The following is a 25,657-nucleotide window of genomic DNA, read 5'->3' as shown; positions in this document are numbered from 1 at the left end:
GTCTGCGGATTTCTGAGACGAAGAATACGAGAGGCGCATTCGTGGCAACCACCAACGACATCAAGAACGGCACCGTGCTGAACCTGGACGGTCAGCTCTGGAACGTCATCGAGTTCCAGCACGTGAAGCCGGGCAAGGGCGGGGCGTTCGTCCGCACGAAACTGCGCAACGTCCTCTCGGGCAAGGTGGTCGACAAGACGTTCAACGCCGGCACGAAGATCGACACCGCAACCGTTGACCGTCGGGACTTCCAGTACCTCTATAAGGACGGCGCCGACTTCGTCTTCATGGATACCGACACCTATGACCAGATCACCGTCGCCGGTGAGACGGTGGGCGATGCCGCCAACTTCATGCTCGAGAACCAGACCATCCTCATCGCCCTCCACGACGGCAACCCACTGTACGTGGAGCTTCCGCCGAGTGTGGTCCTCGAGATCACCTACACCGAGCCCGGGCTCCAGGGTGATCGTTCCTCGGCCGGCACCAAGCCCGCGACCGTCGAGACGGGCTATGAGATCCAGGTCCCGCTCTTCCTGGAGACGGGCACCAGGGTCAAGGTCGACACGCGTGACGGCAGCTACTTGGGACGTGTCAACGACTAGTGAGCGCCCGCGGCAAGGCCCGTGCGCGGGCCCTCGACATCCTCTTCGAGGCGGAGCAGCGCTCCGTTTCGCCCTCGGTGGCCATTCAAGGGCGGCGTGAGCGCACCGAACAGATCATCAATCCCTACACGGTGACGATCGTGGATGGCGTCACGGCGAAGCAGGTGCAGATCGATGAGATCCTCCGCACTTATGCCCAGGGCTGGACGCTCGAGCGCATGCCTGCCGTCGATCGCATCATCCTGCGGATCGGCGCGTGGGAGCTGCTCTTCAACGACGATGTGCCGGACGGGGTAGCAGTCAGCGAGGCAGTGGCACTGGCACGCACGATGTCCACGGATGAGTCGCCGGCGTTTGTCAACGGCCTGCTCGGACGCCTCCAAGAGCTCAAGCCCACGCTGCTCGCCTGAGCCGATCCTGTCCGGGAGGGACCCTGCCTCACGGCACGGTCCCTCTCGTGCGCTGGCGTCACAGCTGAGGAGCGCCGTATGGGACGCCGAGAACGGCGGCGCGGTTCCGGCCGACCCTCTCGAGCAGTTCGAGCTGTGCGTCCGCGTAGCCTCGGACATCGCGCCCGCTGATCACACGCTGGCGGGCGGCGGCGAGATCCGTGGCTGTGCGGATGAACGCGCGCATGGCCTCCCGCCGGCCCACGGAGGCGGCCCACCGGAGCCCCGCGGTGCGGCCGCGCGGCGTCGCGAGCATCTCTACCTCGAGAGGCGTGAACCACCCAGCACGTGCATACTCGACGAGCCGCGCATGGGTGAGCCGGGCCTCGGACCTGCGCAGGAAGTAGACGCCGAGGACCGCCGCGCAGAACAGCGGGATCTGCACGAGGACGTAGAGCAGGAAGAAGTCCTCGCCGGCTCCGTTCCAGATGGTGTGCAGCAGCATCGCCGGCACGAGGCCCGCCACGAAGGTGGCGACGACGAGGCCTGGACTCCAGCGGCGTGCCGCCAACCCCATGATGAGCCCTAGCGCGCCCGTGAACATGGCGTGGGCGAACGGTGAGAGGACGCCGCGCATGGTGAAGACCACGGCGAGTGAAGCGGCAGAGCCTGAGGTCTGGCTGAAGAGGCGCCCGAAGTAGAGGACGTTCTCGGTGAATGCGAAGCCGGCGGCGATGGTCATCCCATAGACGATGCCGTCCACCGGGCCGTCGACGTACTTGCGCGCCGCGAGCATGAGGATCAGGAGGCCCAGCCCTTTCGCAGCCTCTTCGACGATCGGGGCCTCGACGGTCGCGAGGAACTCCGTGGCCTGTGCCGTCGTCGCCGAACGAGGGCCGAACAACGCGAGGAACATCGGCTGGATGAGCGTGGCCGCCGCCACCGACATGATCGCGCCCCACACCAGCGCGGAGGCCAGGAGATGCCGCGGCTCAGGCTCCCAGCGGTCCACAAGGTGGACCGCCGCGAGCACGACGGCGAGAGGAAACAAGGAGAGCAGGAAGCCGACGAGGAAGCCCGACGTGCCGGTCGCGCGCAGGAGGAAGGGCACGACGATGGCGAGGCCTGCCAGCAGGACGGCGAACCCGCCAATCGTGAGCATGAGAAGGGCGGCCCGGATCCCGTGGCTACCGGGCTCGGGCCGCTCCCATGGCGGCTCGTTGCTCGTCATGCGACAAGGTTAGCCGTGGGCGGCTGCGGGTGACGACGGCCACAGGGCCACGAAGAGATGTTGGCCCTGTGATAGCGTGGATCGACAGTTTTCCCTCATTTAATTCCGTCCTGTGAGGCGGGGAAAGGGGTCTGCTGTGGCACCTGCCTCTGCAGAAAATCGGCGCGCGGACGAGAATGGCGGCGGCACCGGCCGTGTCGTCCTCAGCGCGGGCGACATCGATCGGGCACTGACCCGGATCGCCCATGAGATCCTCGAGGCCAATCGCGGCCCCGAGGGACTCGTCCTCCTCGGCATCCCGCGCCGAGGCTATCCGCTGGCAGTCCGCCTCGCGGCCAAGCTCGCCGTCGCCGACCCCGCGGTGGACCCAGCCGCCATCGTCGGCCAACTCGACATCACGATGTTCCGCGATGACCTCGCCCGCCAGCCCACGCGCTCGCCAGCACCCACGACGCTTCCTGCTGGGGGGATTGATGACAAGGTCGTGGTGCTCGTGGACGACGTCCTGTATTCGGGCCGGACGATCCGGGCCGCCCTGGATGCACTCGTGGATCTCGGACGTCCGCGCTCGGTTCGCCTAGCCGTCCTCGTGGACCGCGGCCACCGTGAGCTGCCAATCCGCGCTGACCACGTCGGGAAGAACCTACCCACCTCACGCGCCGAAAAGGTGCGGGTCCGGCTCACCGAGGTGGACCCGGGCATCGAGGCGGACTTGGTGGCCATCGAGGCTCCGGGCGAGGATGGTGCTGACAAGTGAAGCATCTCCTCTCAACGCGGGACCTCTCCGCAGCCGATGCCATCCGCATCCTCGACACCGCCGAGGAGATGAGTGCCGTCAGCTCCCGGGAGGTGAAGAAGCTTCCGGCGCTGCGCGGACGCACCGTGGTCAATCTGTTCTTCGAAGACTCCACGCGCACCCGCATCTCGTTCGAAGCGGCCGCGAAGCGTCTCTCGGCGGACGTGATCAACTTTGCCGCGAAGGGCTCGTCCGTCTCGAAGGGCGAATCGCTCAAGGACACCGCCCAGACCCTTGAAGCAATAGGCGCCGATGCCGTCGTCATCCGCCACTACGCCTCCGGAGCACCGCACCGCCTCGCGACGACCGACTGGATCAGCGCTGCCGTGGTCAACGCCGGCGATGGCACGCACGAGCACCCGACGCAGGCGCTCCTCGACGCCTTCACCCTGCGGCGCCACTGGTCCAGGCTTGCCGGCAGGGCCTCGAGTGGAGCTGATCTTGCTGGTGCGAGGGTCGTCATCGTGGGCGATATCCTGCACTCCCGTGTCGCGAGGTCCAATGTGTGGCTGCTCACGACCCTGGGCGCGCACGTGACCCTCGTCGCGCCGCCCACGCTCTTGCCGATCGGCGTCGAGCACTGGCCCTGCGACGTCTCGTTCGACCTCGACGAGGCCCTCGAATCGAAGCCGGACGCGATCATGATGCTCCGCGTCCAGGCCGAGCGCATGAACGCCTCCTACTTCCCCTCGACGGGGGAGTACTCGCGACGCTGGGGCCTAGGCGACGAGCGTTTTGCCCGTCTTGACGAGTTGGGACTCAAGGACACGATCATCATGCACCCGGGCCCCATGGTCCGCGGGCTCGAGATCTCCTCGGCCGCGGCGGACTCGGCACGTTCACAGGTCCTCAAGCAGGTCGCGAACGGTGTGTCCGTGCGGATGGCCGTGCTGTACCTGCTCATGTCAGGCGCCCCCGTGTCACCGTCCCCGTCCGCACCCCAGCTGAAGGAGAGCTCATCATGACGCCTTCGCCCCGGTACCTCGTCCGCGGTGCCTCGCTCTACGGCCAGACGGAGGCGGACCTCCTCATCGCCGACGGTGTGATCGCCGGCGTCGGCTCGGGCCTCGAGGCGGCGGGCGCGAGGGTCGTCGACGCTCGGGGCCTCGTGGCCCTGCCCGGGCTAGTCGACACCCACACCCATCTCCGCGAGCCCGGCCGAGAGGACGCAGAAACGGTCGAGACGGGAACGCGCGCAGCAGCGCTCGGGGGGTACACAGCGGTCCACGCAATGGCAAACTCGAACCCTGTCGCAGACACTGCAGGCGTCGTCGAGCAGGTCGCCCACCTCGGGCGCCGGGCTGGCTGGGCCGACGTGCGCCCGGTCGGTGCCGTCACCGTTGGCCTCGCCGGGGAGCGGCTTGCTGAGCTCGGCGCGATGGCCGAATCGGCAGCGGCCGTGCGGATGTTCTCCGACGACGGCCTGTGCGTCCACGATCCCGTGCTGATGCGGCGCGCGCTCGAGTACGTCAAGGCGTTCGACGGCGTGGTGGCCCAGCATGCGCAGGAGGCGCGCCTCACAGCCGGAGCGCAGATGAACGAGGGCTTGGTCTCGGCCGTCCTCGGCCTGCCCGGCTGGCCCGCCGTCGCGGAGGAGAGCATCATCGCCCGGGACGTCCTCCTAGCGCAGCACGTCGGCTCGCGCCTGCATGTGTGCCACGTCTCCACGGCCGGTTCGGTGGACATCATCCGCTGGGCGAAGGGCCGCGGCATCGACGTCACCGCCGAGGTGACGCCCCACCACCTGTGGCTCACGGACGAGCTTGTCCGCACCTACGACCCTGTCTACAAGGTCAACCCCCCGCTGCGGACGCACGACGACGTCGAGACCCTCCGAGGTGCCCTCGCCGACGGCACGATCGACGTCGTGGGCACCGACCACGCGCCCCATCCGAGCGAGCACAAGGAGTGCGAGTGGGTCCGGGCGGCTATGGGGATGACGGGCCTGGAAACTGCCCTCTCGGTGGTCCAGCACACGATGGTCGACACCGGGCTCATGGGCTGGCGGGATGTGGCCAGAGCGATGTCCGAGCTCCCCGCGCGGATCGGGCGTGTAGCGGACCAGGGCCGGGCCCTGGCCGAGGGCGAGCCTGCCCACCTCACACTCGTCGACCCGGCCGCCCGCTGGACGGTCGACCCCTCTGTGCAGGCCACCAAGGGCCGGAACTCGCCGTTTGCCGGCCGCGAGCTGCCCGGACGGGTCATGGCAACGTTCTACGCAGGCCATCCCACGGTGCTCGACGGCGCACTCAATGAGCCGCGCCCGGCGTGGGCCCCTGAGCATGGGGAGGAGCACTGATGGAGCGGCTCGGACCGGGACTGGCCATGCTGGCCCTCGCGCTCGCGCTCATGGCGTTGATGTGGGTGGGCTGGCGACGACGCCTCCGACGCCAATCAGGGATAGCCGCACCGCTTGCTGTGCCGTCCGCACCCGGCCGGGAGCGCTACCGGTGTGCCGGGCAGTACGTGGTCACGACGACGGCAGGTGACTGGCTGGACCGTGTCGCCGTCCACGGGCTCGGTCTGCGCACGGGAGCCGACGCGGTCGTGACGGATGCCGGGCTGGTCTTCGAACGGTCCGGCGCCCCGTCGGTCTTCGTCCCGCGCGCAGACCTCGCAGACGTGCGGCTCGAGTCCGGGATGGCCGGCAAGTTCGTCGAGAAGGACGGACTGGTGGTCGTCGGCTGGCAACTGGGGGACGCCGCCGTTGACACGGGGTTCCGCCCCCGTTACGCAGAAGAGAAGAATGCCCTTGTGGCAACAATCGAAGATTTGATGGATCCCGCGCACGACGCGGACCAGGGAAAGAGTGTGCAGTGACTGAAACGGCCACAACTCGGCAGATGGCCCCGAAGGAGCCGGCGGTCCTCGTCCTCGAGGACGGGAAGATGTTCCGTGGGCACAGCTATGGCCTCGTGGGCACCACGCTCGGCGAGGCTGTCTTCGCGACCGGCATGACCGGGTACCAGGAGACGATCACCGATCCTTCCTACGCGCGCCAGATCGTGGTGCAGACCGCACCGCACATTGGCAACACGGGTGTGAACCGCGAGGATGCCGAGTCGCGCCGCGTCTGGGTTGCGGGCTACGTGGTCCGTGACCCGGCGCGCCGCCCCTCCAACTGGCGCAGCGAGCGAAGCCTCGACGAGGAGCTGATGCAGCAGGGAATCGTGGGAATCCAAGGCGTGGACACTCGAGCAATCACACGTCACCTTCGCGAGCACAGGACGATGCGCGCCGCGATCTTCTCCGGAGACGCCGCCCTGCGCACGGACAGGGAACTGCTCGACGACGTGCTCGCAAGCGCGCCGATGGAGGGTTCGCGCCTCGCGGAAGAAGTGAGCGTCGACGAGGCATACACCGTCGAGCCGTCAGAGCACGGTTGGGAGGGGGAGCCCCGGTTCACCATCGCGGCCATCGACCTTGGCATCAAGGCCATGACCCCGCACCGCCTAGCACAGCGGGGAGTCCGTGTGCACGTGCTCCCTGCCACGGCCACGGCGGACGACGTCAAGGCCGTTGACCCCGACGGATTCTTCATGTCCAACGGCCCAGGCGACCCTGCGACGGCGGACGCCCAGGTACGGCTCCTCCGGGCTGTCCTGGACGAGAGGCTTCCCTACTTCGGGATCTGCTTCGGCAACCAGATCCTGGGCCGCGCCCTCGGCTTCGGCACCTACAAGCTGCGCTACGGCCACCGCGGGATCAACCAGCCCGTCATGGACCGCCGCACTGGCAAGGTCGAGATCACGAGCCAGAACCACGGGTTCGCGGTCGACGCGCCGCTCGAGGGCACGACGGTCGCGCCCGAGGAGCGGTACGGGCGCGTTGAGGTGAGCCACATCAGCCTCAACGACCAGGTCGTCGAGGGCCTCGCGTGCCTCGACATTCCGGCATTCTCCGTGCAGTACCACCCCGAGGCCGCCGCGGGTCCGCACGACGCCGCTTACCTGTTCGACCGATTCATCGACATGATGGAAACCACTGCGGCCGCCGCAGAATCCACCCCCTCCGAGACCGAGGAAGCGAAGTAATGCCGAAACGCACAGACCTGAACAGCGTCCTGGTCATCGGCTCGGGCCCGATCGTGATCGGGCAGGCCGCGGAGTTTGACTATTCGGGCACACAGGCCCTGCGGGTGCTGAAGGAGGAGGGCCTTCGCGTCATCCTCGTCAACTCGAACCCGGCCACGATCATGACCGATCCGGAGTTCGCGGATGCGACCTACGTGGAGCCGATCACCCCGGATGTCGTCGAGAAGATCATCGCTAAGGAGCGTCCTGATGCGATCCTTCCCACCCTCGGCGGGCAGACGGCCCTGAACACGGCGATCGCCCTGGACAAGGCGGGCGTCCTCGCCAAATACGAGGTCGAGCTCATCGGCGCCAACATCGAGGCGATCGAGCTCGGTGAGGACCGCGAGAAGTTCAAGGGTGTCGTCCAACGCTGCGGCGCAGAGAGTGCCCGCAGCCACATCGTGCACTCTATGTCCGAGGCGCTCGTCGCGGCCGAGGATCTCGGCTACCCGCTCGTCGTCCGCCCGTCCTTCACCATGGGCGGCCTCGGGTCGGGCATGGCGTACAACGAGGAGGACCTGCACCGGATCGCCGGTGCGGGCCTCCAGTACAGCCCGACCACCGAGGTACTCCTCGAGGAGAGCATCCTCGGCTGGAAGGAGTACGAGCTCGAGATGATGCGCGACAAGAACGACAACGTCGTGGTGGTGTGCTCGATCGAGAACTTCGACCCGGTCGGCGTCCACACGGGTGACTCGATCACGGTTGCCCCGGCCCTGACCCTCACCGACCGCGAGTACCAGAAGCTGCGCGACGTCGCGATCGCCGTCATCCGCGAAGTGGGCGTCGACACCGGCGGCTGCAACATCCAGTTCGCTGTCGAGCCCGCGACGGGCCGCGTCGTGGTCATCGAGATGAACCCGCGCGTGTCCCGCTCCTCGGCGCTCGCGTCGAAGGCCACTGGCTTCGCCATCGCGAAGATCGCCACTAAGCTCTCGCTCGGGTACACGCTCGACGAGATCCCGAACGACATCACCCAGAAGACTCCGGCGAGCTTCGAGCCGACCCTGGACTACGTCGTCGTCAAGGTTCCGCGCTTCGCGTTCGAGAAGTTCCCGGCGGCGGACCCGACGCTCACGACCACGATGAAGAGCGTCGGCGAGGCGATGGCCCTCGGCCGCAACTTCACCGAGGCGCTCCAGAAGGCCCTTCGCTCGCTCGAGCAAAGGGGCGCGCAGCTCGACTTCTCGCCGGTGCCGGACTATGAAGTCGCCGAACTCGTCGAGAAGGCCAAGCGGCCCAGCACGGACCGGCTCGCACAGGTCCAGCGCGCGCTGCTGGGCGGAGCGAGCGTCGAGGACCTGTACGAGGCGACCACGATCGATCCCTGGTTCCTGGACCAGCTGGTGCTGCTCAACGAAGTCGCGGCTGAGATCAGGGCTGCCCCGTCCCTCACCGAGGATGTACTGCGCCTCGCCAAGCGCCATGGCTTCTCCGACGAGCAGATCGGCACCCTCACACACTCCTCCGAGGCCGTGGTCCGCGGCGTCCGGCAAGCCCTCGGCATCCGGCCCGTCTACAAGACGGTGGACACGTGCGCGGCCGAGTTCGCGGCCTACACGCCCTACCACTACTCGTCCTATGACGAGGAGGACGAGGTCGAGCTCCACAAGAAGCCGTCGATCATCATTCTCGGCTCGGGTCCGAACCGGATCGGCCAGGGCATCGAGTTCGACTACTCGTGCGTCCACGCCACGATGGCCCTGCGCAAGGCCGGCTACGAGACGGTCATGATCAACTGCAACCCCGAGACCGTCTCGACCGACTACGACATCTCGACCCGGCTCTACTTCGAGCCACTCACGCTCGAGGACGTCCTCGAGGTGATTGCGGCGGAGGAGCGCACCGGCGGCGTCATCGGCGTGTTCGTGCAGCTCGGAGGCCAGACCCCGCTCAAGCTCGCGCAGCAGCTCGCGGACGCGGGCGTGCCGATCCTCGGAACCTCTCCCGAGGCGATCGACCTCGCCGAGCACCGGGGGGCCTTCGCGAAGGTGCTCGACGACGCTGGGCTCGTGTCCCCGAAGAACGGCACCGCTGTTTCCTTCGACGAGGCCAAGAGGGTTGCCGACGAGATCGGCTATCCGGTGCTGGTCCGCCCCTCCTACGTCCTCGGCGGCCGGGGCATGGAGATCGTCTACGACGAGGACAACCTCCACCGTTACATCGACAACGCCACCGAGATCACCCCGGATCACCCGGTCCTGATCGACCGGTTCCTCGAGGACGCGATCGAGATCGACGTTGACGCACTCTACGACGGCACCGACCTGTACCTGGGCGGCATCATGGAGCACATCGAGGAGGCTGGGATCCACTCGGGAGACTCGGCGTGCGTGCTCCCGCCGGTGACCTTGGGCACCGATGTTGCCGAGCGCGTCCGTACGGCGACCGAGGCGATCGCGCAGGGAGTGGGCGTGCGAGGCCTCATCAACATCCAGTTCGCCCTTGCCTCGGATGTCCTGTACGTGCTTGAGGCCAACCCCCGCGCATCCCGCACGGTTCCGTTCGTCTCGAAGGCGACGGGAGTCCAGCTCGCGAAGGCAGCCGCCCTCATCGGTACGGGGGTGACCATCAAGCAGCTCCGGAGCGCGTACCACATGCTTCCGGAGACGGGCGACGGTGGGGCTCTGCCTGCGAACGCCCCGGTCGCCGTCAAGGAGGCCGTCCTCCCGTTCAGCCGCTTCCGCACGCCCGAGGGTACGGTCGTGGACAGCCTGCTCGGCCCGGAGATGCGTTCCACCGGCGAGGTTATGGGCATTGACAAGCACTTCGACACCGCCTTCGCAAAGAGCCAGGCCGCTGCGAACAGCGCCCTGCCGACCTCGGGCCGGGTCTTCGTCTCGGTCGCGAACCGGGACAAGCGCTCGATCATCATGGCCGTCAAGAAGCTCTCAGACCTGGGCTTCGACATCCTCTCGACGGGCGGCACGGCCGCGGTGCTGAACCGCAACGGGATCGCCGCGACGGTGGTGCGCAAGGTCACCGACGGCTCCGGCACGTCCGCGGGCACCGCTGCCGTCGAGGGGACGATTGTGGACCTCATCAACGACGGCACGGTGGACATGGTGTTCAACACCCCGTCGGGGGGCACCGCTCGCGGGGACGGTTATGAGATCCGGGCGGCCGCGACGTCAAACGGCAAGCCGTGCATCACCACCGTCGCGGAGTTCAATTTCGCGGTCCTGGCGATCGAGGCCATGCGCAGCTTCGAGTGGAGCGTGACAAGCCTGCAGGAGCACGAGGCCACCCTGCGGGCCAACGCAGCCGCGGCGAGGGCGGACATCGCTGCTGCGGAGCCGGCACATGCCTGAGCCTTCCCACGCCAGTGCGAGCCGCTCGCCATTCGGCGAGCGGCTTGCCGTTGCCGTCCAGCGGCGCGGGCCGCTGTGCGTTGGCGTCGATCCGCATCCGTCGCTCCTCGCGGCGTGGGGCCTCACGGACGACGCCGACGGCCTGCGGAGCTTCTCGGCGACGGTCCTCGAGGCAGTCGCCGACGTGGCCGCGGCGCTCAAGCCGCAGGTGGCGCTGTACGAGCGCCACGGGTCCGCCGGGATCGCCGCACTCGAGGAACTCCTCGCGGCAGCGGGCGACGCGGAGCTGCTGACCATCGCCGATGCCAAGCGCGGTGACATCGGCTCGACCATGGCCGCGTACGCAGAGGCCTGGCTGGGGGAGGGCTCGCCCCTCGCCGCGGACGCCGTGACGCTGAGCCCCTACCTCGGCTTTGAATCGCTGCGCCCGGCGCTGGACCTCGCGGCCGAGACCGGCCGCGGTGTGTTCGTGCTCGCACTCACATCCAATCCGGAGGGTGCGTCGGTGCAGCACGTCGGCGGCGCGGACTCGGTGGCGCGACGTATCGTCGAGGCGGCGGCCGCCGAGAACCGCCGATACCCCGGGGCCTCGGGCGGGCACGGGTCGGTGGGACTCGTGGTGGGCGCCACCGTGGGCGAGGCGGTCACCCGGCTCGGCCTTGACCTCGCCAGGGTGGGGGGTCCCATCCTCGCGCCGGGGCTCGGTGCACAAGGGGCGACGCCGGCGGTGCTCCGGGAGACATTCGGCGCGGCCTACGGACGGGTCCTCGGCACCTCGAGCAGGGACATCCTGGCCGGAGGTCCGGGCGCCGCAGGTGTGCGCACTCGGGCTGAGCTGACCCTCGAGGGGCTTTCTGCCTGAACCCGCGCATTGCCAAGCGCGCGCGGGCGGGTCTACGTTCGAGTATGCCCGCCCTTCGCCACGCGTCGGCGCGGGCCCTCATTGGGCACCGAGGTGAGCACGGAGGTGGCGCTATGGCCCTGGAACCCCTCACGCCGGAGGCCAGACGTGCCGCACTAGGCAAGGCGATGGAGGCCCGCGGCGCCCGGTCGCGGGCCAAGGCAGCCCTGCGCTCGGGGGAACTGACGGTCGAAGAGCTTCTCGCTCGGGCGCCCCGGGATGAGGCTCTCGCCCGCCTGAAAGTCACCGAGATGCTCGAGTGCCTCCACGGCGTCGGGCCCGTGCGGGCCCTCGCGATCCTAGACTCCCTCGGCATCGCCCCCAGCCGCCGGTTGAGAGGGCTCGGCGTCCATCAGCGGCGTGCGCTGGTAGATTTCCTAGAAGGTTGAGACAGAACCGCGGCGCCGTCGGCGCAGCGGGCCACGACGAAGGGACAGCGTGGACCAAAAACAGCGCGGCCAAGCACGCGACGGCTGGAACAGCGGGCTGACCGTGCTCGCGGGACCCACGGCAGTTGGCAAGGGGACCGTGTCGACCTACATCCGCGACACGTATCCGGAGGTCTGGCTGTCCGTCTCCGCGACGACCCGTCCGCCCCGGGAAGGAGAAACGGACGGCGTCCACTACTTCTTCATCGCTCCGGAGGAGTTCGACCGGCTCGTCGCCGAGGGGGCGTTCCTCGAGTGGGCCGTGGTCCACGGCCAGAACCGCTATGGGACGCTGCGTCGCACGGTCGAGGAGGCGATCGCGGCCGGCCGGCACGTCCTGCTCGAGATCGATCTGCAGGGTGCGCGCCAAGTCAAGTCCGCCATGCCGGACGCCCGCTTCGTGTTCCTGGCGCCCCCAAGCTGGGACGAGATGGTCCGCCGGCTCCGCGGCCGCGGCACCGAAAGCGACCAAGAACAGCAGCGCCGTCTCGAAACGGCTAAAATAGAACTCGCTGCCGAGCCCGAATTCGATGTCACGATCGTCAACGACGACGTGAAGCGCGCGGCAGACGAGCTTGTGTCACTCATGGGGCTGACGCCGCACGCCCGTCAGGCGTCGCATTAGCGCGCTGGCATTCCCACTACGAAGAGCATTGGAGATCTACCGTGTCCTCGAACCCCGAAGGCATCATCAACCCGCCGATCGACGACCTTCTGACGAAGTCTGACTCGAAGTACGGCCTCGTGATCTTCGGCGCCAAGCGCGCCCGCCAGATCAACGCCTACTATGCCCAGCTCCATGAGGGCCTCTTCGAGTACGTCGGTCCGCTCGTGGACACGAAGCTTAACGAGAAGCCGCTCTCGATCGCCCTGCGCGAGATCAACGATGGCCTCCTCGTCGCGAACCCCGCGGCCGAGGAGGACTCAGCGGCGGAGTCCGAGGACCAGTAGGCAGGAGGCCGGGCGCGTGCGCATTGTCCTGGGGGTAGGCGGCGGCATCGCCGCCTACAAGGCAGCCCTGCTGCTGAGGCTGTTCACGGAGGCCGGGCACAGCGTCACCGCGGTGCCCACGGAGGCAGCGCTCAAGTTCGTCGGCAAGGCGACGTGGGAGGCGCTCTCGGGCAAGCCCGTGCGCACGGACGTCTTCGAAGCCGTCGAGACCGTGAACCACGTCCGTCTCGGCCACGAGGCCGAACTCGTCGTCGTGGCCCCAGCGACGGCGGACCTCATCGCGAGGGCGGCCGGCGGGCACGCCGACGACCTTCTGACCAATACGCTCCTCATGGCGCACTGCCCGGTGCTGCTCGCGCCCGCCATGCACACGGAGATGTGGCGGAACCCGGCGACCCAGGCCAACGTGGCGCTCCTGCGCGAACGTGGCGTCCACATCCTCGAGCCTGCGGTCGGCAGGCTCACTGGACCCGACACTGGGCCGGGCCGGCTGCCCGAGCCTGAGGAGATCTTCGCCGCGGCCCTCGCACTCGTCATCCCGCAGGAAGGCGCGTCGTCGGAAGAAGCCGCGCACGACGCCGCAGACCGCCTGAGCGCGGACCGCGCCCTCGAGGGCCTGGCCGGCTCGGACCTTGTGGGCAGGCGCGTCATCGTGTCCGCAGGCGGGACCCGTGAGCCGCTTGACCCGGTGCGGTTCCTCGGAAATCGTTCCTCCGGCAAACAAGGCGCGGCAGTTGCGCGGGCGGCTGTCGCCGCGGGGGCGAATGTGACGTTCGTCGCCGCCCACATCGACGTCCCTCCGCCGGTGGGCGTTGACGTGGTGCGCGTGGACTCCGCCCTCGAGCTGCGCGAGGCGATGCTCGCCCACGCGCCCGGAGCGGACGTGATTGTCATGGCCGCCGCGGTGGCCGACTTCCGTCCGTCCGAGCGGCTGTCCAGCAAGATCAAGAAGCGCGACGATGCCGCGGACCCGGTCATCGCCCTCGTGCGCAACCCGGACATCCTGGTTGACCTGGTTCGGCGCAGGGACAACGACGAGCCGCGCCAGCTCATCGTGGGCTTCGCGGCCGAGACCGGCGACGCCGGAGGGAGTGTCCTCGAGTACGGCATGGCGAAGCTCACCCGCAAGGGGTGCGAGCTCCTCGTGCTCAACGAGGTCGGAGCAGACGATGCCGGGCAGGAGAGAGTCTTCGGGCAGGAGCGCAATTCCGTGCTGATCCTCTCCCGCGACGGTGGCGGCTCAGAGCGCGTGGCGGGCAGCAAGGACGAGGTCGCGCGCGCCGTCGTGCGCCGCATTGCGCGGGAAGTCGCGCAGCGCACTGGGGCCGCACAGCACGGCGGGACAAGCCAGTAGAGTGGACCAGTGACCCACGCTCCCGACTTCGGCATGACCCCTTCCGGCCTGGCTCCTTCTCGTCTGTCGGCGCTGCGCCTCTTCACCTCCGAATCCGTGACCGAGGGGCATCCTGACAAGATCTGCGACCAGATCAGCGACGCGATCCTCGACGCGCTCCTGGCTGCGGATCCGGACTCGAAGGTGGCCGTCGAGACGATGGCGACAACGGGACTCGTGCACGTCGCGGGCGAGGTCACCACCGACGCGTACGTCGAGATCCCGCAGATCGTGCGCAACACCATCCTGGGCATCGGCTACGACTCGTCCGCGAACGGCTTCGACGGCGCTCGCTGCGGGGTGTCCGTGTCGATCGGCCAGCAGTCCTCGGACATCTTCGAGGGCGTGTTCAACTCCCTCGAGGCCCGCGAGGGCATGATGGTGGACGAATACGACCTCCAGGGCGCCGGCGACCAGGGCATCATGTTCGGCTATGCCTCCGACGAGACCGCCTCCTACATGCCCACGCCGATCTGGCTCGCCCATAGGCTCTCCGAGCGTCTCACCGAGGTGCGCAAGAGCGGCGAGCTCGGATATCTCCGGCCGGATGGCAAGACGCAGGCCACGGTCGGGTACGACGGCGATACCCCCGTGAGCGTCGAGACGGTGGTCATCTCAAGCCAGCACGCCGAGGGCACCGACCTTGCAACCCTCCGTGCCGACATCGCGGAACACGTGGTCAAGCCTGTCCTGGCGATGGCCGAGCTCGAATCCGACCACGTGCGCAGCATTCTCAACCCCGCGGGCGCGTTCATCATCGGCGGCCCCGTGGGCGACGCCGGCCTGACCGGCCGCAAGATCATCGTGGACACGTACGGCGGGTTCGCGCGCCACGGTGGCGGCGCCTTCTCTGGCAAGGACCCCTCGAAGGTCGACCGCTCGGCCGCGTATGCAATGCGATGGGTCGCGAAGAATGTGGTCGCAGCGGGCCTCGCACGCCGTGCCGAGATCCAGGTCGCGTATGCGATCGGACAGGCGCGTCCCGTGGGCATCTACGTCGAGACCTTCGGCACGGAGAGCGTCGATCCCCTGCGCATCAGTGCCGCGATCAACGAGGTCTTCGACCTGCGTCCCAAGGCGATCATCGAGGCGCTGGACCTCAAGCGCCCGATCTACGCGAAGACTGCCGCCCACGGCCACTTCGGCCGCGAAGAGCCAGACTTCACCTGGGAGCGACTCGACCGTGTCCAGGAGCTCAAGGACTTCTTCGGCGCTTAAGGCGCGTGAGGCGCCGCAATGACTGCCAGCCAGCCGCATACGGAGTCAGCCGATCAACCCGTGCAGCCGTCCCTCCTGAGCGGCTTCCCCCTCACAGAGCCCGCGCCCGCGGGGCCGAGGCCCGCCGCGAGCCTGCCGGTCGCGCGCGTGTGCGTCGAGTCACCGCTGCCCCAGCTGGACCGTCCGTTTGACTATCTCGTGACCGAGGACTTGGATGCCGCGGCCGTGCCTGGCGTGCGTGTGAGGGTCCGGGTCGCGGGACGCCAGCATGTCGGCTTCCTGCTCGAACGCCGCGAGACCTCGGACGCCGGAGTGAGCCTCGCCCCGCTGGGGGCGGTCCTCTCGCCTCTCCCGGTCCTCACCCAGGAGATCACGGACCTCGCCGGCGCTGTGGCCGAGCGTTGGTCCGGCGCGCTGGGCGACGTCCTAAGGCTCGCCGTCCCGCCCAGGGCAGCTCGGGTCGAGGCGGAGTTCGCGGCGCGCGCCTCCACCGAGGCCAGCACCGCGCCCGAGGGGGAACAGACGCACGACGACGCCGCCGCGCCTCCCGCAGCTGCCCCGACTCCCGTCGGGGTCCGGGACGCGCGGGCGTGGGGGCGCCTGCGCAACGGCGTAGCGTTCCTGCGCCACCTGGCGGCCGGTGGGCGCCCCCGCGCCGTCCTCCAAGCGGTGAAGGGCTACGGCGAGGACGCGTGGCCCCAGACGATCGCCGCGGCAGTCGCCGCCGCCCGGTCCTCCGGAAGGGGGGCACTCGTGGTCGTGCCCGACCGCCGCGACCTGCTGCGTGTCCAGGCCGCCGTCGAGGCGGCGCTGCCCGGCGAGCCCGTGGTCCGGCTGTCCGCCGAGGACGGTCCGAGCACCCGGTCCCGGGCGTTCCTCGAGCTGTTGACCGGTGCATCGTCGGTGGCGGTCGGCACCCGGTCCGCGGTGTTCGCCCCCGTGAAGGACCTTGGACTCGTGGTCTGCTGGGACGACGGCGACGACCTCCACCTCGAGCCCAGAGCGCCCTACTTCCACGCCCGAGAAGTCCTCCTCCTGCGCGCCGAGCAGACCGGCTGCGCCCTGCTCCTCGCCGGACACACCGTCTCGGTCGAGGCCGAGCGGCTCGTCGAGTCCGGGTGGCTCCAGCGGATCGCCGCCGAGCGGTCCGTGCTGCGTGAGGCCCTGCCGAGGGTCACGAGCACGGCGGACAGCGTGGAGTCCGCCCGCGATCCTCTTGCCCGCATCGCGCGCCTTCCGCATGCGGCGTGGCAGGCAGCGCGGGAGGCACTCGGAGAGGGCCCAGTACTCGTCCAGGTGGCCCGCGGCGGGTACGCCCCCTCGCTCGCGTGCTCGCGCTGCCGCGAGCCTGCTCGTTGCAGGCACTGTGCGGGTCCCCTGTCCGAGCAGGCTTCCGGGCGGGAACGACTCATCGCGTGCCGCTGGTGCGGCACACCCGAGCTTGCCTTTTCATGCCGCGTCTGCGGCAGCCATTCCCTGCGCCGCGCCGCCATCGGGGCCCTCAGGACGGCCGAGGAGCTCGGGCGCGCGTTCCCCGGTGCGATCGTTGTCACGTCTTCCGGTGATTCCGTCAAGTCAGAGGTCGCTGGATCACCGGCCCTCGTGGTATCGACCGTAGGAGCCGAGCCTGTGGCACCCGAGGGCTATGCCGCCGCACTCCTGCTCGACGGTGAGACGCTCCTGCGCCGCGAGAGCCTCAGGGCACCCGAGGAAGCGCTGCGCCGTTGGCTCAACGCCGCAGCCCTCGTGCGGCCCGCGTCCAAGGGCGGCCGCGTGATCATCACTGCGGGGGAGAGCGAGGCCCTTGCGGCGCTCGTCCGCTGGGATCCTGCAGGATTTGCCGGCCGTGAACTCGCGCTGCGCCGGGAGCTTGGCCTGCCGCCAGCGGTTCGGATCGCCGCCGTGACCGGGGCGCTCGGCGACGTCGAAGCACTCCTCGCCGAGGCGGGCGAAACGGTGTCCCTGCCCGGCATACGGGTTGCGGGACCTGTCGATGGCGACCCTGCACAGGCGCTCGTGTTCTTCCCCATCACCATGGGTCCTGCCGTGACGCGCGGGCTGCGCGCAGTGCGCACCTCGTTGGCCGCGCGCCGGTCCGCCGGGCCTGTCACGCTCCGGGTGGACGCCCCGGACGTGATCTGAACGGCCGGTTCAGTCCCTGCGCCGCCTGAAGGCGTCGATGGCCTCTTCCGCGGCTGCCAGCAGCGCGTCCGCCGAGGCGTCCCAGCTGAATGCGGCTGCCTGGGTCCTGGCGGCGGCGGAGGCAGCCTCCCAGGCACCCGGGGCCTCGAGCCCACGGACGGCCGCGGCAAAGTCAGCGGGGGAGTCCGGGTCGACGAAGGTGGCGCCCACTCCGCCGACCTCGCGAAAGATCGGGATGTCACTGGCGATCACGGGAGTGCCGAGGCTCATGGCCTCGACGAGCGGCAAGCCGTAGCCCTCCGAGCGCGAAAGGCTCACGAGTGCGGTTGTGCGGTGCAGGAGGGCCTCGTACTCCGCGTCGGACACGCCGTCATGGAAGACGACGCGCGCCCCCGCCGGAATCTGTGCCTCGAGCTCGTCGCGCCGCGTGGGCGAAATGCGGGAGAGGAGGTGTAGCTCGTAGTCCGGGAGGCGTCCCATTCCCGCAAGGACGGTCTCCACGTTCTTGTACGGCATGAAGGAGCCCATGTAGAGGAGGGTCTTGTCCGCCCCGGCAGTCAGCGAGCGCGGCTCGCGGCCGCCCTGAGGGGCGTTGCCCACGATGCGCACGGGACGCCGGGTCAGCCGCTTCTCCGACATGAGCCAGCGGGTCGTATGGCTTACCGTCGCGACCACGTCGGCGCGGTTCAGCAGGAGGCGTTGCGGCCAGTACGCCTTGTGGTACAGCCTCCACAGGAGGCGCACGGGAGCGGGCAGGAAGCCCGGCGGCTTCGGGTGCTCGTAGTAGATGAGATCGTGCAGGGTCAGGATGAGGGGATACTGGCGGCCCCAGGAGCCCATGGTCTGCATGGGGCAGAACACGACATCGGGCTTGAGGCGATTGACCTGCGCTGCGATGAACAGCTCGGCGGGGGACAGCGGGCTGGTGGCCTTGACGTGGGGGACGTCTGGGAGCAGTGCGAGCTGCCGCTCGTCGCTGATGAGCATGGCGACCTCGGCGCGCTGTGCGACAGCCTGGATGAGGCTCGCGCCGAACCGGCTGATGCCGTCGTGCTGGTCCGTGCGGGTGAAGCGGGCGTCGATCAGAATCCTCATGCGGCGGTCTCCTCGAGGAAGGCTGCGATGGCCGCTGCGGCGGGCTCGGGCGTCTCGTAGTGGATGAGATGGCCCACCCCGGGGATCACGGTGAGCCGTGAATCCTGCAGGCGTGCATTCAGGCGCCGCACCTCCGGCAAGGCCGCCACCTCGTCCCGCTCTCCGGCGATGAGGAGCACCGGCAGGGTCAAGGCCTCGGCCACTTCTGCCGCGTGGTGCGAGATGGATGCGCGAAAGGACTCGAGGAGGGAGGCACGGGTGGCGAACTCACTGAAGTGCTCGCGGTGCTGCGCGTGGACGAAGGCACGCAGCTGCGAGTCCCGCGTCTTCGCCATGACCTCACTCATGAGGCGCACGACGGCGCGGCTTCGCAGCAGGCCTGTGCCGAGCCGCGCCGGGAGCTTCGCCGCACCCCAGTAGTAGAGCTCCGCCAGTCTGCTCGCCGCCGCCTGCGGGCCCTCGAGCGCGGGAGCGGAGATGGGGTTGACGAGCACGAGCCGTCCGAAGCGTCCGGGGTGGGCAGCCAGGAAGTGCGCGACCACGATCGAGCCGAAGGAGTGTCCGAGCAGTACGGTGTCCGGCCCGAGCCCCAGCGCATCCGCCAGAGCCGCCAGCCAGTCCCCGTAGCCCGTGATGCCGTGCTCGCCGGCCAGTGGCGAGGAGGCGCCGAAGCCCGGCAGATCCGGCATGACCACGCGCACGGCGGGCAGCGCGTCGACGATGCGGAGCAGGCCATGGTGGGTGCCGCGGAAGCCGTGCACGGCCAGGATCGTCGGTGCAGCGGCTGAGTCGGCCGAGCCGACGGGCTCGTAGGTGAAGACGGCCGTGGAGGAGCCGCTCACCTCGACCATCCTGCGGTGCTCGCGATCGCGCAGACGGCCGGAGAGAAAAGGGACGCTCAGGGTCATGGACATCTCCGTGGTGGCGCTAGTTGACGTTGTCCGGGTGGGAGCCCACACGGAGGCCGCGGTCCAGCCCAGCGATCCGCTCGCACTCCGCATCGGTGAGCTCGAATCCGAAGACGTCCGCGTTCTCGGCTATCCGCTGCGCGCTGCTCGCCTTCGGGATCACGATGTTTCCCTCCTGCACATGCCACCGGATCACCGCCTGTGCCACGCTGACGCCATGGGCGGAGGCGATCTCGGCGAGCACCGGATCCTGCAGGACCTGACCGCGTGCGAGCGGGGACCAGGCCTCCGTGGCGATGCCGAGCTCAGCGTGGAGGCCGCGCAGCTCGCGCTGCTGGAGCCACGGGTGCAGCTCGATCTGATTCACCATGGGCGCCACGCCGATTTCGTCGGTGAGGCGCAGAAGATGCTCGGGCTGGAAGTTGCTCACGCCAATCGCCCGGACGCGCCCCTCAGACAGGAGCCTGCCGAGCGCGCGGTAAGTCTCGACATACAGACCGAGCCGCGGGCAGGGCCAATGGATGAGGTAGAGGTCCACCACATCGAGGCCGAGGGCTGTCTGGCTGCGGTCGAAGGCCTCCAGCGTGGCGTCGTACCCCTGGTCGGTGTTCCACACCTTGGTGGTGACGAAGATGTCGGCGCGTTGCAGGCGCTGGGAGAGCGCGCCGTCGTGCGTTGCGCTGTGCACGGCACGCCCGACCCCCTCCTCGTTCCCATACATGGCGGCTGTGTCCAGGCTTCTATAGCCTGCCCCGAGAGCAGCGGCGGCCAGACGCTCCGCGTCCTCGGCCGGAACCTTGTACAGTCCGAAGCCGAGCTGGGGCATCTCGGCCCCGCTCGCCAGCCGGACCGTAGGTGAGGCGCTCATGGTCTCCACCCTACCGGTGCCCCGTTGGCCCCAAGCGTTCCTAGGCCTGCTCGGCGAGCAACGCCCGTCCCGTCGCCTCGTCCACTATCAGGTCGGTGACGAGTTCGGCGTGGAGGGCGCCGCGGAGCGCAGCCGCCTTGGCTGCGCCTGAGACAACGCACAGCCTGCGCGGCACCCTCCTCAGGGCGTCAAAGTCCGGGCCGGTGCCGCGCGCGTTGAGGCTGATTCCGTCGGAGGACCCATCCGCGCGGAAGAAGACCGTTGCCACGTCCCCCACGACGCCCTCGGCCGCGAGGGAGTCGAGGTCGGCGTTGTCGAGATAGCCGCCCGAGTACACATGGCTCGGGACGTCCGCACCGACCGAGCCGACACCGAACAGCGCGAGGGACATTCGCGCCTGGACGTCGAGGACACGACGGACGCTGCGCTCCGCCCACATCCACTGCTTGGTGTCCGAGCGGTCGAAGAAGGCGGGGACAGGGAACTCCTCGACGTCGGCGTCGAACGCCCGGCCGAACCGGCGCATGATCTCGCTCGCGTAGCCGAGTCCCATGGTCTGGGTGTTCGCCGCGCCATTGAGCTGCACAACGGTCGTGCCGTGGGTGGGCTTGCGACTGAGGTACCGGCTCATGGCGCTCAGGGTCGATCCCCACGCGATGCCGATGACGGTCTGGGAGGCGACGAGTGGCGTGAGGGAGCGGGCCGCGTACATCGCGACCCGGTCCTGCGTCTCAGCCTCGTTGAGATTCTCGACCTGGGGTACAACGTGGACGGCGCGGTCCATGATGCCGAACCGCTCGGCGATCGCGGCTTCGAGCTCGACAGCCGAATCGATGGGGCTGTTGATCTGGATTTGCACGAGCCCTTCCTCCCGCGCGAAGGAGAGGAGCCGGGAGACGGTGGAGCGGGATGTGCGCAGCTGGCGCGCGATTCGGTCCATCGTCAGGTCCTGCAGGTAGTACAGCCGGGCGGCCAAAAGTGCGTCCTGATGCTTGCGGGAGACCGCGTTCTGTGAGCTTTCTCTCAGCCCCGGGCGATTTCCGTCCTGATCCAGAGGTGGCATCCCGGGTCCTCCTTGCACATTCGTGCAGCGTTCTTGAACTTCATGTGCAGATCTTCGAAGAATAGCTGCAGGCGCCGAAAAATGCCCGTGACAAGGAGATCCAGTGACCACGAACCCCGCCCACTCTGCTGCAACGCCATCCGCAGCACGGCGTCCAGCCGTCGCCGGACTGAGGCAGCGCCCCCAAGCGCAGGTGCTCGTCATCGGCGGTGGAATCAATGGCGTCGGGACCTTCCGCGATCTCGCCCTCCAGGGCGTCGATGTGGTCCTCGTAGAACGCGGTGACTACTGCGAGGGCGCCTCCGGAGCGTCGTCGCACATGATCCACGGCGGCATCCGATACCTCGAGAACGGCGAATTCCGGCTCGTCCAGGAATCAGTGGTGGAACGCAACCGACTCCTCCGCGTCGCACCGCACTACGTCAAGCCCCTGCAGACCACCATCCCCATCTTTTCGACCTTCTCCGGCATCCTGAATGCGCCCCTGCGCTTCCTGACGCACCGATCAGGGAAGCCCCGCGAGCGAGGCGCAGTGCTGATCAAGATCGGCCTGAGCCTCTACGACGCGTTCTCGCGCGAGGGCCGCGCCGTTCCGCGCCACCGCTTCCTCGGCCGGAAGAAAGCCCTGGCGGAGCTGCCGCGCCTGCGGCCGGACCTGAAGTACACGGCCACCTATTTCGACGCGTCCGTGCACAACCCCGAGCGGCTCACCCTCGATGTCCTACACGACGGCCTAGCCGCCGGTCCGCACGCCCGCGCCGCCAACTACCTCTCCGCCATCGGCCTCGCGTCCGGCACAGGCGAGGGAGCGCACGGGGGCGCGGCAGTGCGCCTCCGCGACGAGCTCACCGGAGAGGAGTTCGACTTCACGGCGGACGTCGTGGTCAACACGACGGGGGCGTGGGTCGACGAGACCAACGGCGCCATCGGAACCGCCAGCCGCTTCATGGGCGGGACGAAGGGCTCACACATCGTCGTGGACAATCCGGACCTGCTCGCCGCCTGCGCGGGTCGGGAGATCTTCTTCGAGCACCGCGACGGCCGGATCGTGCTGATCTACCCGATGGGCGATCGCGTCCTGGTCGGCACCACTGATGTGGACGCAGGCAACAACCTGAATCCCACGTGCACCGACGAAGAGATCGAGTACTTCTTCGACCTCATCCGCCATGTCTTCCCCTCGGTTTCCGTCGACCGCCGCAGCATCGTCTATACGTTCTCCGGCGTCAGGCCGCTTCCGCGGCACGATGACACCGCTCCGGGATTCGTCTCGCGCGACTACCGGATCGAGCGTGCCGTGCTCGGCGGCGGCCGCGGGCCGACGGTCCTGAGCCTCGTGGGCGGTAAGTGGACCACCTTCCGCGCACTGTCCGAACACCTCGCCGACGAGGTCCTCGCCCTCGTCGGCCGTCCGCGCACCGTGAGCACCCGCGAACTCCCCATCGGGGGCGGGCGGGACTACCCCGCCACGCCAAGCCAGGCACGGGCCTGGATCGCGTCGCACACCCGGGGCGGGATCGACGCCGCACGCGCCGAGATCCTCCTCGCCCGGTATGGAACAAGGGCTTCGGAAGTCATTGACTTCCTGAACGAAGGAGACGACTGTCTGCTGCGGAGCACCAAGGAGGTAAGTGTCCGAGAGCTGGCGTGGATGGCGGAGCACGAGCACCTGGGGCACGCCATCGACATCCTCATCCGTCGCACCTCCCTGGCCTTCCGGGGGCTTGTGACGGCTGAGCTCGTCAACGAGGTGTCACGGCATCTCGCTGGGCCCCTCGGCTGGGACGGACAGCAGACCCGGCGGGAGGTCCAGCACGCGCTCGCCACGCTGGCCGACCGCCACCGCGTGGTGACCGACCATCTGGTCGCCTGAAGCGCATCGCACCACACCCCGGGGCCAGCGTGGTCCCGGGCGGCACCCGAACAACACAAGGAGCCACATGATGTCCCTAGGACTGGTCTTCCTATCCGAAGTGCTCGGCACCGGAATGCTCACCTTGCTCGGCTGCGGCGTCGTCGCCAACGTCGCGCTCAAGGGAACCAAGGGCTACGCGGGCGGGTTCCTCATGGTGACATGGGGCTGGGGGATCGCGGTCTTCTCAGGCGTCTTCATCGCCGCGAAGTCCGGTGCCCACCTCAATCCGGCCGTCACGCTCGGCCTCCTCATCCACGGCAACGCAGAATACGCGCCGGGCGTCACGGTGGACGTCGCCTCAACGCTGACGTACTTCGGAGGGGAGCTGCTCGGAGCGTTCATCGGCGCGGTGCTGTGCTGGCTCGCATGCAAGCAGCACTTCGACCACGAGGACGATCCGGCCAACAAGCTCGGGACCTTCTCCACCGGCCCTGCGATCCGCAGCAACGGCTGGAACGTCGTCACTGAGGTCATCGGCACGTTCGTGCTCGTGTTCGTCATCCTCTCGTTCGGTGGAACCCCGTCCGGCCTCGGTCCGCTCGCCGTTGCCCTCCTCGTCGTCGGCATCGGCGTATCGATCGGAGGCCCGACCGGCTACGCGATCAACCCCGCCCGCGATCTCGGCCCGCGCATCGCGCATGCCCTCCTGCCCATCAAGGGCAACGGGTCAAGCGACTGGAGCTACGCGTGGATCCCGGTCGTCGGACCGCTCGCGGGCGGCGCCATTGCCGGCCTCCTGGCCCGATGGACGCCTCAGATCTTCGCGTCGGTGGTCCATTAGCAGGGCCTGGACCGCCCGCAGTTGCACCCGTACATCCCTTCCAGCACTCAGCCAAAGGAGCCATGAGAATGCCAGAGCAGTACGTCATCGCCATCGACCAGGGCACAACGAGTACCCGGGCCATCGTTTTCGACCATTCGGGAGCCATCGTCTCCACGGGCCAGCTCGAGCACGAGCAGATCTTTCCGCAGGCGGGATGGGTCGAGCACAATCCCCAGGAGATCTGGGACAACACCCGAGAGGTGGTCGGGCAGGCCCTCTCAAAGGCGAACCTGACCCGGCACGACATCGTCGCTGTCGGGATCACCAACCAGCGCGAGACAGCGGTCGTGTGGGACAAGAACACGGGAGAGCCCGTGTACAACGCGATCGTCTGGCAGGACACCCGAACTCAGTCCATCGTGGACGAGCTCGCGGCGGAGGGCGGCGTCGAACGCTTCAAGGAGAAGGTCGGGCTCCCACTCGCCACCTACTTCTCCGGGACGAAGATCAAGTGGATCCTCGACAACGTCGAGGGTGCACGGGCAAAGGCCGAGGCTGGGGACCTCCTCTTCGGGAACACCGATGCCTGGGTCCTGTGGAACCTCACCGGCGGTCCGAATGGAGGCGTTCACGCGACGGACGTGACCAACGCCTCCCGCACCATGTTCATGGACCTCGAGACGCTCTCCTGGGACCACGAGATTCTCGACGCCTTCGGCGTTCCGGCCTCAATGATGCCCGAGATCCGATCCTCGTCGGAGACGTACGGTGCCGTCCATACCTCCCAGCTCCTGCGGGAGGTCCCCGTCGCGGGCATCCTCGGCGACCAGCAGGCGGCGACCTTCGGCCAGGCGGCGTTCGAAACGGGCGAAGCCAAGAGCACGTACGGCACCGGCAGCTTCCTCATCTTCAACACCGGCGAGGAGATCGTCCACTCCAAGAACGGCCTGCTGACCACTGTCGGGTACAGGCTGGGCGACGCGAAGCCGCACTACGCGCTCGAAGGCTCGATCGCCGTCACCGGCTCGCTCATCCAGTGGCTGCGGGACAACCTCGGGATGATTTCCAGCGCGCCCGAGGTCGAGACGCTCGCGAAGAGCGTCGAGGACAACGGAGGCGTCTACATCGTCCCGGCCTTCTCCGGCCTCTTCGCGCCGTATTGGCGCGCCGACGCCCGCGGGGCGATCGTCGGGCTCACGCGGTATGTGAACAAGGGGCACATCGCCCGCGCAGCGCTCGAGGCGACGGCCTTCCAGACGCGCGAGGTGCTCGACGCAGTCAACGCCGACTCGGGCGTACCTCTCGCCGAGCTGAAGGTCGACGGCGGCATGGTCGCCAATGACGCCCTGATGCAGTTCCAGGCGGACATCCTCGGCGTCGACGTGGTACGGCCCAAGGTGATTGAGACCACGGCGCTCGGGGCGGCATACGCCGCGGGCCTCGCGGTCGGGTTCTGGAAGGACCTCGGCGAGTGCTCCGCGAACTGGGGCGAAGACAAGCGCTGGAGCCCGAGCATGGACGAGGCCGAGCGTGAGCGGCAGATGCGCCTCTGGAAGAAGGCCGTAAGCAAGTCGATGGACTGGGTTGACGCCGATGTGAAGTAG

23 protein-coding genes are annotated in these 25,657 nt (G+C 68.5%); 18 read left to right on the top strand and 5 right to left on the bottom strand.

The features are described 5' to 3' along the window. The first annotated feature begins 41 nt into the window (after window positions 1–41). Both efp and nusB read left to right on the top strand, forming a co-directional pair. Window positions 42–605 (top strand): elongation factor P, encoded by a 564-nt coding sequence (efp, locus tag LF262_RS01745; protein WP_235778568.1) that lies wholly within the window; start codon window positions 42–44, stop codon window positions 603–605. After that, window positions 605–1,015, top strand: coding sequence for a transcription antitermination factor NusB (gene nusB / locus LF262_RS01740; RefSeq protein WP_235778567.1), 411 nt, complete (start codon window positions 605–607; stop codon window positions 1,013–1,015). The genes efp and nusB overlap by 1 nt, the downstream gene beginning before the upstream one ends. 58 nt (window positions 1,016–1,073) lie before the next feature. On the opposite strand, the gene LF262_RS01735 is transcribed toward nusB, so the two are convergent. Beyond that, complete coding sequence (locus LF262_RS01735; protein ID WP_235778566.1) at window positions 1,074–2,225, bottom strand: PrsW family intramembrane metalloprotease; 1,152 nt, start codon at window positions 2,223–2,225, stop codon at window positions 1,074–1,076. 136 nt (window positions 2,226–2,361) lie between these two features. On the opposite strand from LF262_RS01735, the gene pyrR reads away from it, so the two are divergent. The 13 genes from pyrR (at window position 2,362) to LF262_RS01670 (ending at window position 17,441) form a co-directional block, all read left to right on the top strand. Next, on the top strand, window positions 2,362–2,982 hold the full coding sequence (gene pyrR, locus LF262_RS01730) for a bifunctional pyr operon transcriptional regulator/uracil phosphoribosyltransferase PyrR (RefSeq protein ID WP_308190476.1): 621 nt from the start codon (window positions 2,362–2,364) through the stop codon (window positions 2,980–2,982). Next, window positions 2,979–3,986, top strand: a complete 1,008-nt coding sequence (locus LF262_RS01725; protein WP_235778565.1) for an aspartate carbamoyltransferase catalytic subunit — start codon at window positions 2,979–2,981, stop codon at window positions 3,984–3,986. Before pyrR ends, LF262_RS01725 begins: the two co-directional genes overlap by 4 nt. Continuing rightward, window positions 3,983–5,320 (top strand): dihydroorotase, encoded by a 1,338-nt coding sequence (locus LF262_RS01720; RefSeq protein WP_235778564.1) that lies wholly within the window; start codon window positions 3,983–3,985, stop codon window positions 5,318–5,320. Before LF262_RS01725 ends, LF262_RS01720 begins: the two co-directional genes overlap by 4 nt. Next, a complete protein-coding gene (locus tag LF262_RS01715) occupies window positions 5,320–5,841 on the top strand; it encodes a PH-like domain-containing protein (protein ID WP_235778563.1) in 522 nt (173 codons plus the stop codon). Before LF262_RS01720 ends, LF262_RS01715 begins: the two co-directional genes overlap by 1 nt. Before the next feature lie 23 nt (window positions 5,842–5,864). Then, the gene (gene carA, locus LF262_RS01710; protein ID WP_235779251.1) at window positions 5,865–7,055 is read left to right on the top strand and encodes a glutamine-hydrolyzing carbamoyl-phosphate synthase small subunit; all 1,191 of its coding nucleotides are present in this window, start codon (window positions 5,865–5,867) and stop codon (window positions 7,053–7,055) included. Further along, window positions 7,055–10,408 carry a carbamoyl-phosphate synthase large subunit gene (gene carB, locus LF262_RS01705; RefSeq protein ID WP_235778562.1) on the top strand — a complete coding sequence of 1,118 codons (3,354 nt, stop codon included), beginning with the start codon at window positions 7,055–7,057 and terminating at the stop codon, window positions 10,406–10,408. Before carA ends, carB begins: the two co-directional genes overlap by 1 nt. Beyond that, the gene (gene pyrF, locus LF262_RS01700) at window positions 10,401–11,270 is read left to right on the top strand and encodes an orotidine-5'-phosphate decarboxylase (protein ID WP_235778561.1); all 870 of its coding nucleotides are present in this window, start codon (window positions 10,401–10,403) and stop codon (window positions 11,268–11,270) included. The genes carB and pyrF overlap by 8 nt, the downstream gene beginning before the upstream one ends. A 113-nt stretch (window positions 11,271–11,383) precedes the next feature. Further along, complete coding sequence (gene mihF / locus LF262_RS01695; protein ID WP_235778560.1) at window positions 11,384–11,698, top strand: integration host factor, actinobacterial type; 315 nt, start codon at window positions 11,384–11,386, stop codon at window positions 11,696–11,698. Between the two features lie 49 nt (window positions 11,699–11,747). Further along, on the top strand, window positions 11,748–12,362 hold the full coding sequence (gene gmk, locus LF262_RS01690; RefSeq protein ID WP_235778559.1) for a guanylate kinase: 615 nt from the start codon (window positions 11,748–11,750) through the stop codon (window positions 12,360–12,362). 41 nt (window positions 12,363–12,403) lie between these two features. Next, window positions 12,404–12,688, top strand: a complete 285-nt coding sequence (gene rpoZ / locus LF262_RS01685; RefSeq protein WP_308190475.1) for a DNA-directed RNA polymerase subunit omega — start codon at window positions 12,404–12,406, stop codon at window positions 12,686–12,688. 16 nt (window positions 12,689–12,704) lie between these two features. Beyond that, window positions 12,705–14,042: a bifunctional phosphopantothenoylcysteine decarboxylase/phosphopantothenate synthase gene (locus LF262_RS01680; protein WP_235778558.1), complete on the top strand. Its 1,338-nt coding sequence runs from the start codon at window positions 12,705–12,707 to the stop codon at window positions 14,040–14,042. A 33-nt stretch (window positions 14,043–14,075) separates the two neighbouring features. Then, window positions 14,076–15,299 (top strand): methionine adenosyltransferase, encoded by a 1,224-nt coding sequence (gene metK / locus LF262_RS01675; RefSeq protein WP_235779249.1) that lies wholly within the window; start codon window positions 14,076–14,078, stop codon window positions 15,297–15,299. Window positions 15,300–15,317: 18 nt separating this feature from the next. After that, entirely contained in the window at window positions 15,318–17,441 is a 2,124-nt protein-coding gene (locus LF262_RS01670; protein WP_235778557.1) for a primosomal protein N' family DNA-binding protein, read from the top strand. A 9-nt stretch (window positions 17,442–17,450) separates the two neighbouring features. Here LF262_RS01670 and LF262_RS01665 read toward each other — a convergent pair whose 3' ends face one another. Genes LF262_RS01665 through LF262_RS01650 form a run of 4 tightly spaced genes read right to left on the bottom strand, consistent with a single transcriptional unit; the run spans window position 17,451 to window position 21,375 of the window. Beyond that, entirely contained in the window at window positions 17,451–18,536 is a 1,086-nt protein-coding gene (locus tag LF262_RS01665; RefSeq protein ID WP_235778556.1) for a glycosyltransferase family 4 protein, read from the bottom strand. After that, a complete protein-coding gene (locus LF262_RS01660; RefSeq protein ID WP_235778555.1) occupies window positions 18,533–19,444 on the bottom strand; it encodes an alpha/beta fold hydrolase in 912 nt (303 codons plus the stop codon). The genes LF262_RS01665 and LF262_RS01660 overlap by 4 nt, the downstream gene beginning before the upstream one ends. A 19-nt stretch (window positions 19,445–19,463) precedes the next feature. Continuing rightward, window positions 19,464–20,312, bottom strand: coding sequence for an aldo/keto reductase (locus tag LF262_RS01655; RefSeq protein WP_235778554.1), 849 nt, complete (start codon window positions 20,310–20,312; stop codon window positions 19,464–19,466). Between the two features lie 40 nt (window positions 20,313–20,352). Next, on the bottom strand, window positions 20,353–21,375 hold the full coding sequence (locus LF262_RS01650; RefSeq protein WP_372462705.1) for a sugar-binding transcriptional regulator: 1,023 nt from the start codon (window positions 21,373–21,375) through the stop codon (window positions 20,353–20,355). A 103-nt stretch (window positions 21,376–21,478) separates the two neighbouring features. On the opposite strand from LF262_RS01650, the gene LF262_RS01645 reads away from it, so the two are divergent. The 3 genes from LF262_RS01645 to glpK all read left to right on the top strand — a co-directional run bounded on the left by LF262_RS01645 (window position 21,479) and on the right by glpK (window position 25,657). Beyond that, window positions 21,479–23,248, top strand: coding sequence for a glycerol-3-phosphate dehydrogenase/oxidase (locus tag LF262_RS01645; RefSeq protein ID WP_235778553.1), 1,770 nt, complete (start codon window positions 21,479–21,481; stop codon window positions 23,246–23,248). A gap of 70 nt (window positions 23,249–23,318) precedes the next feature. Next, window positions 23,319–24,071, top strand: coding sequence for an MIP/aquaporin family protein (locus tag LF262_RS01640; protein ID WP_235778552.1), 753 nt, complete (start codon window positions 23,319–23,321; stop codon window positions 24,069–24,071). A 68-nt stretch (window positions 24,072–24,139) separates the two neighbouring features. Beyond that, window positions 24,140–25,657 (top strand): glycerol kinase GlpK, encoded by a 1,518-nt coding sequence (gene glpK, locus LF262_RS01635; RefSeq protein ID WP_235778551.1) that lies wholly within the window; start codon window positions 24,140–24,142, stop codon window positions 25,655–25,657.

Origin of the sequence: Sinomonas notoginsengisoli, from assembly GCF_021554725.1 — a bacterium.
Classification (GTDB): Bacteria; Actinomycetota; Actinomycetes; order Actinomycetales; family Micrococcaceae; genus Sinomonas; species Sinomonas notoginsengisoli.
Note: the sequence above shows the minus strand (reverse complement) of the source record. Positions and strands in the feature narration are given on the sequence as shown.

Coding starts and splice junctions, on each gene's coding strand:
- mihF (WP_235778560.1), top strand. CDS start 11,384: ATGGCCCTGGAACCCCTCACGCCGGAGGCCAGACGTGCCGCACTAGGC.
- LF262_RS01665 (WP_235778556.1), bottom strand. CDS start 18,536: ATGAGGATTCTGATCGACGCCCGCTTCACCCGCACGGACCAGCACGAC.
- LF262_RS01640 (WP_235778552.1), top strand. CDS start 23,319: ATGTCCCTAGGACTGGTCTTCCTATCCGAAGTGCTCGGCACCGGAATG.
- pyrF (WP_235778561.1), top strand. CDS start 10,401: ATGCCTGAGCCTTCCCACGCCAGTGCGAGCCGCTCGCCATTCGGCGAG.
- carA (WP_235779251.1), top strand. CDS start 5,865: ATGGCCCCGAAGGAGCCGGCGGTCCTCGTCCTCGAGGACGGGAAGATG.
- carB (WP_235778562.1), top strand. CDS start 7,055: ATGCCGAAACGCACAGACCTGAACAGCGTCCTGGTCATCGGCTCGGGC.
- metK (WP_235779249.1), top strand. CDS start 14,076: ATGACCCCTTCCGGCCTGGCTCCTTCTCGTCTGTCGGCGCTGCGCCTC.
- LF262_RS01650 (WP_372462705.1), bottom strand. CDS start 21,375: ATGCCACCTCTGGATCAGGACGGAAATCGCCCGGGGCTGAGAGAAAGC.
- LF262_RS01735 (WP_235778566.1), bottom strand. CDS start 2,225: ATGACGAGCAACGAGCCGCCATGGGAGCGGCCCGAGCCCGGTAGCCAC.
- LF262_RS01660 (WP_235778555.1), bottom strand. CDS start 19,444: ATGACCCTGAGCGTCCCTTTTCTCTCCGGCCGTCTGCGCGATCGCGAG.
- LF262_RS01715 (WP_235778563.1), top strand. CDS start 5,320: ATGGAGCGGCTCGGACCGGGACTGGCCATGCTGGCCCTCGCGCTCGCG.
- glpK (WP_235778551.1), top strand. CDS start 24,140: ATGCCAGAGCAGTACGTCATCGCCATCGACCAGGGCACAACGAGTACC.
- LF262_RS01720 (WP_235778564.1), top strand. CDS start 3,983: ATGACGCCTTCGCCCCGGTACCTCGTCCGCGGTGCCTCGCTCTACGGC.
- LF262_RS01670 (WP_235778557.1), top strand. CDS start 15,318: ATGACTGCCAGCCAGCCGCATACGGAGTCAGCCGATCAACCCGTGCAG.
- LF262_RS01655 (WP_235778554.1), bottom strand. CDS start 20,312: ATGAGCGCCTCACCTACGGTCCGGCTGGCGAGCGGGGCCGAGATGCCC.